Origin of the sequence: Micrococcus lylae NBRC 15355 (assembly GCF_001570885.1) — a bacterium.
GTDB classification, from domain to species: domain Bacteria; phylum Actinomycetota; class Actinomycetes; order Actinomycetales; family Micrococcaceae; genus Micrococcus; species Micrococcus lylae.
The window spans coordinates 1-4218 of record NZ_BCSN01000088.1; the positions used below are offsets into that span (position 1 = coordinate 1).

4 protein-coding genes are annotated in these 4218 nt (G+C 70.0%); all 4 read left to right on the forward strand.

Annotated elements, in window-relative coordinates; genetic code table 11:
* Positions 1 to 1886, forward strand: a 1886-nt coding sequence (thrS, locus tag MLY01S_RS11630) for a threonine--tRNA ligase (RefSeq protein ID WP_067192339.1), incomplete at its 5' end; no start/stop codon positions are given.
* A gap of 125 nt (positions 1887 to 2011) precedes the next feature.
* Positions 2012 to 2557 carry an HIT family protein gene (locus MLY01S_RS11635; RefSeq protein ID WP_245232076.1) on the forward strand — a complete coding sequence of 182 codons (546 nt, stop codon included), beginning with the start codon at positions 2012 to 2014 and terminating at the stop codon, positions 2555 to 2557.
* Positions 2557 to 3174, forward strand: coding sequence for a phosphatidylinositol phosphate synthase (gene pgsA, locus MLY01S_RS11640; protein ID WP_067192342.1), 618 nt, complete (start codon positions 2557 to 2559; stop codon positions 3172 to 3174). The genes MLY01S_RS11635 and pgsA overlap by 1 nt, the downstream gene beginning before the upstream one ends.
* A 490-nt stretch (positions 3175 to 3664) precedes the next feature.
* Positions 3665 to 4218 (forward strand): acyltransferase family protein (locus MLY01S_RS11645; RefSeq protein ID WP_218000451.1); only part of this gene is annotated, 554 nt, incomplete at its 3' end.

Here is a 4218-nt window from a genome sequence, read left to right on the forward strand (position 1 = left end):
TGTCGCGTGAGGTCCCGGTGGGCGCCTCCGTCGAGGCCGTGGACATCTCGGAGCCGGACGGGCTCAACGTCCTGCGTCACTCGACCGCCCACGTCATGGCCCAGGCCGTGCAGCAGCTGCGCCCGGACGCCAAGCTGGGCATCGGTCCGTACATCACGGACGGCTTCTACTTCGACTTCGACGTCGCCGAGCCCTTCACCCCGGAGGACCTGAAGGCGATCGAGAAGCTCATGCTGAAGATCGTCAACCAGAACCAGATGTTCGCCCGCCGCGTCGTCACCGAGGACGAGGCCCGTGAGGCCATGGCGGCCGAGCCGTACAAGCTCGAGCTGCTCGGCAAGAAGGACAATGCCGAGAACGCCGGCGAGGGCGCCTCCGTCGAGGTCGGCGTCGGCGAGATCACCATCTACGACAACGTGGACCGCAGGTCCGGCGACGCCGTCTGGTGCGACCTCTGCCGCGGCCCGCACCTGCCGAACACGAAGCTGATCTCCAACGCCTTCGCGCTCACCCGCTCGGCCGCCGCCTACTGGCTCGGCAACGAGAACAACAGGCAGCTGCAGCGCATCTACGGCACCGCCTGGCCCACCAAGGCGGACCTCAAGGCCTACCAGGAGCGCCTGGCCGAGGCCGAGCGCCGCGACCACCGCAAGCTCGGCGCCGAGCTGGACCTGTTCTCCTTCCCGGACGAGCTGGGCTCCGGCCTGCCGGTCTTCCATCCGCGCGGCGGCGTCATCAAGCGCGAGATGGAGGACTACGTCCGTCAGCGGCACATCGAGGAGGGCTTCCAGTACGTCGGGACCCCGCACATCTCGAAGGACGGCCTGTTCCACACCTCGGGTCACCTGCCGTACTACGCGGACACCATGTTCCCGCCGCTGAAGGTGGACGAGGAGCGCGACGAGGACGGCAACATCACCCGTCAGGGGCAGGAGTACCGCCTCAAGGCGATGAACTGCCCCATGCACAACCTCATCTTCCGCTCCCGGGGCCGCTCCTACCGCGAGCTGCCGCTGCGCCTCTTCGAGTTCGGCCATGTGTACCGCCATGAGAAGTCCGGTGTGGTCCACGGGCTGACCCGTGTGCGGGGCTTCGCACAGGACGACTCGCACTCGTACGTGACCCGCGAGCAGGCGCCGGCCGAGGTCAAGCACCTGCTGGACTTCATCCTCGGGCTGCTCAAGGACTTCGGCCTGGACGACTTCTACCTGGAGCTGTCCACCCGCGACCCGGAGTCGGACAAGTTCATCGGCACCGACGAGCAGTGGGCCGAGGCGACCTCCGTGCTCGAGACCGTGGCCCGCGAGACCGGCCTGGAGCTCGTCCCGGATCCGGGTGGAGCCGCCTACTACGGACCGAAGATCTCGGTGCAGGCCCGCGACGCCATCGGCCGCACCTGGCAGATGTCGACCGTCCAGTACGACTTCAACCAGCCGGCCCGCTTCGGCCTCGAGTACCAGGCCGCGGACGGCTCCCGCCAGGAGCCGGTCATGATCCATGCCGCGAAGTTCGGGTCGATCGAGCGCTTCTTGGGCGTGCTCACCGAGCACTACGCCGGCGCCTTCCCGGCCTGGCTCGCCCCGGAGCAGGTCGTCGCCGTCCCGGTGGCGGAGGCGTTCAACGACTACCTCGCCGAGGTCGTGGACAAGCTCAGGGCCGAGGGCATCCGCGCCCGCCTGGACGACTCCTCCGACCGCTTTCCGAAGAAGATCCGCACCGCCTCGAAGGAGAAGGTGCCGTTCGTGCTCATCGCCGGCGGCGAGGACGCCGAGGCCGGCGCCGTGTCCTTCCGCTTCCGTGACGGCTCGCAGGACAACGGCGTGCCGGTGGACGAGGCCGTCGCCCGCATCGTGAAGGCGGTGCGCGACCGCGAGGTGACCCCGTGATCCGGCCTCACCACGACGCCCCCGACGCCGGACGGCAGTCGCCGACCGGCGCAGCGGACGCGCCCGCGGCGGGCCACGGCCTTCCCGACGACGGCCGGGCCACCGACCAGCACACCCTCGCCGGGGTGCCCGATGCCTTCTCGCGCCTCTGGAACGCCCATCGGATGGCGTACGTGTCCAAGGGTCAGGAGCAGGTCAAGGACGAGCACACCTGCCCGTTCTGCGCCGGCCCGTCCCGCTCGGACGAGGACAGCCTGATCCTGCACCGAGGCGAGACCTGCTTCGTGCTGCTCAACCTCTACCCGTACAACCCGGGCCACCTGCTGATCTGCCCCTACCGCCACGTGCCCCTGTACACGGACATCACGGCGGAGGAGACCGCGGAGATGGCGCGCCTGACCCAGACGGCCATGGTCGCCCTGGAGAAGGTCGCGAACCCCGCCGGCTACAACCTCGGCATGAACCAGGGCGCGGTCGGCGGGGCCGGCATCGCGGCACACCTGCACCAGCACGTGGTGCCGCGCTGGTCCGGTGACGGGAACTTCCTGCCGATCATCGCCCAGACCAAGAACATGGCACAGACCCTCGGCCAGACCTGGGAGCTGCTCCACACCGCCTGGGACGAGGCCGCCGCGGAGTTCGCCGAGCGGCAGGACGGGGACGCCTGCTGATGCTGGACCGCCATGCCCGCGGGGCCACGAACCGCATCTTCACGCCTCCGGCGCGGCTGCTGCTGCGCTGGGGTGTGACCCCGGACGCGGTCACGGTGGCCGGAACGCTGGGCGTGGTCGTCGGTGCACTGGCGCTCTTCCCCGTCGGACACCTCTTCTGGGGCGTCATGGTGATCACTCTCTTCGTGTTCTCCGACGTCCTCGACGGCGTCATGGCCCGGCTCTCCGGCACCACCGGCCGCTGGGGGTCCTTCCTGGACTCGACCCTGGACAGGGTGCAGGACGCGGCGGTCTTCCTGGGGCTGATGTGGTGGGCCTTCGGGGTGGGGGAGCAGACCGTCCTCGGCGTCGCCGCCTCCCTCTGCCTGGCGTCGGGCATGCTCGTCTCCTATGTCCGTGCCAAGGCTGAGGCACTCGGGTTCACCGCAGACACCGGCATCGCAGAACGGGCCGAGCGTCTCATCGTCACCCTCGTGGCCGCAGGGCTCGTGGGCATCGGCGTGCCGGCGGTCGTTCTCACCGTCGTTCTCTGCCTTCTGGCGGCCGCCTCCTTCGTGACTGTGGTCCAACGCATGATCACCGTGCGTCGTCAGTGGCTGACCTCACACGAGACGTGAGCCCCCCCTGCATGGGACGCCACGCGCCTGGCCTGCCCCGTAGAGCGCCTCGCCGGCCGCGGTTGTTGGGCCAGGACAGCCTGCAGAGCATCTCCGTCGGGCCAGGCCGGCACCGTAGAGCGCCTCGCCGGCCGCCGGCGTCGGGCCAGGCCGGCCCCGTCTCACGGGAGTCGAGCCAATCGCCGCGCTCTGAGCGCACAGGGATATGACAGGTCTACACAGCGTGTTCTGCTGACCGCTGAGTAGTCTCGGCTAGCCGTCTCCTGGCCGAGCTGTCTGGACGCGCAGACCACGGCCTCGTGTGGCCACCCGGTGCGCGGGGCCTCGTCGTCAGGCCGCCGGGGCCACGCTGACGCCGCCGCCCCGACGCGGTCACACCATCCCTCCGTGCCGGCCGGCTGTCCTTCCGTCCCCGACCCCGTCTGCGTGCTTCATGCCCCACATCAGTTCCGCCCCCGTCGATGCCCCCGGGAGGCGGGCGAGGACCACGGTGCCTCCCACCGGCCTCGCTGCCCATCGCTTCCGCGCCGACATCCAGGGCATCCGCGCCCTCGCCGTGCTCAGCGTCCTGCTGTTCCACGCCGGCCTTCCCTGGCTGCCCGGAGGCTACGTCGGCGTCGACGTCTTCTTCGTCATCTCCGGCTTTCTCATCACAGGGCTTCTGATCAAGGAGATCAGCCGCACCGGCGGTGTCTGCCTGACCGACTTCTACGTGCGGCGTGTCCGGCGCATCCTGCCGGCAGCCCTCGTCGTGATCGCCCTGACCCTGGCTGCGGGGTGGGCGCTCCTGCCGTTGTCCCGGTGGGAGTCGCTCGGCTGGACGGGCCTCTGGGCGGCACTGAGCGTCTCCAACTGGTCCCTGGCTGCCGACAGTACCGACTACTTCAACGCCGACGCCGCGCCCAGCCCGCTCCAGCACTACTGGTCCCTGGGCGTGGAGGAGCAGTACTACCTCGTCTGGCCGCTCCTGCTGGTCGTCTTCGTCGCGTTCGCGTTGCGTCGCCGCGCCGCTGCCCCCACCGGCACCGACGGCCGGCCCCGCCG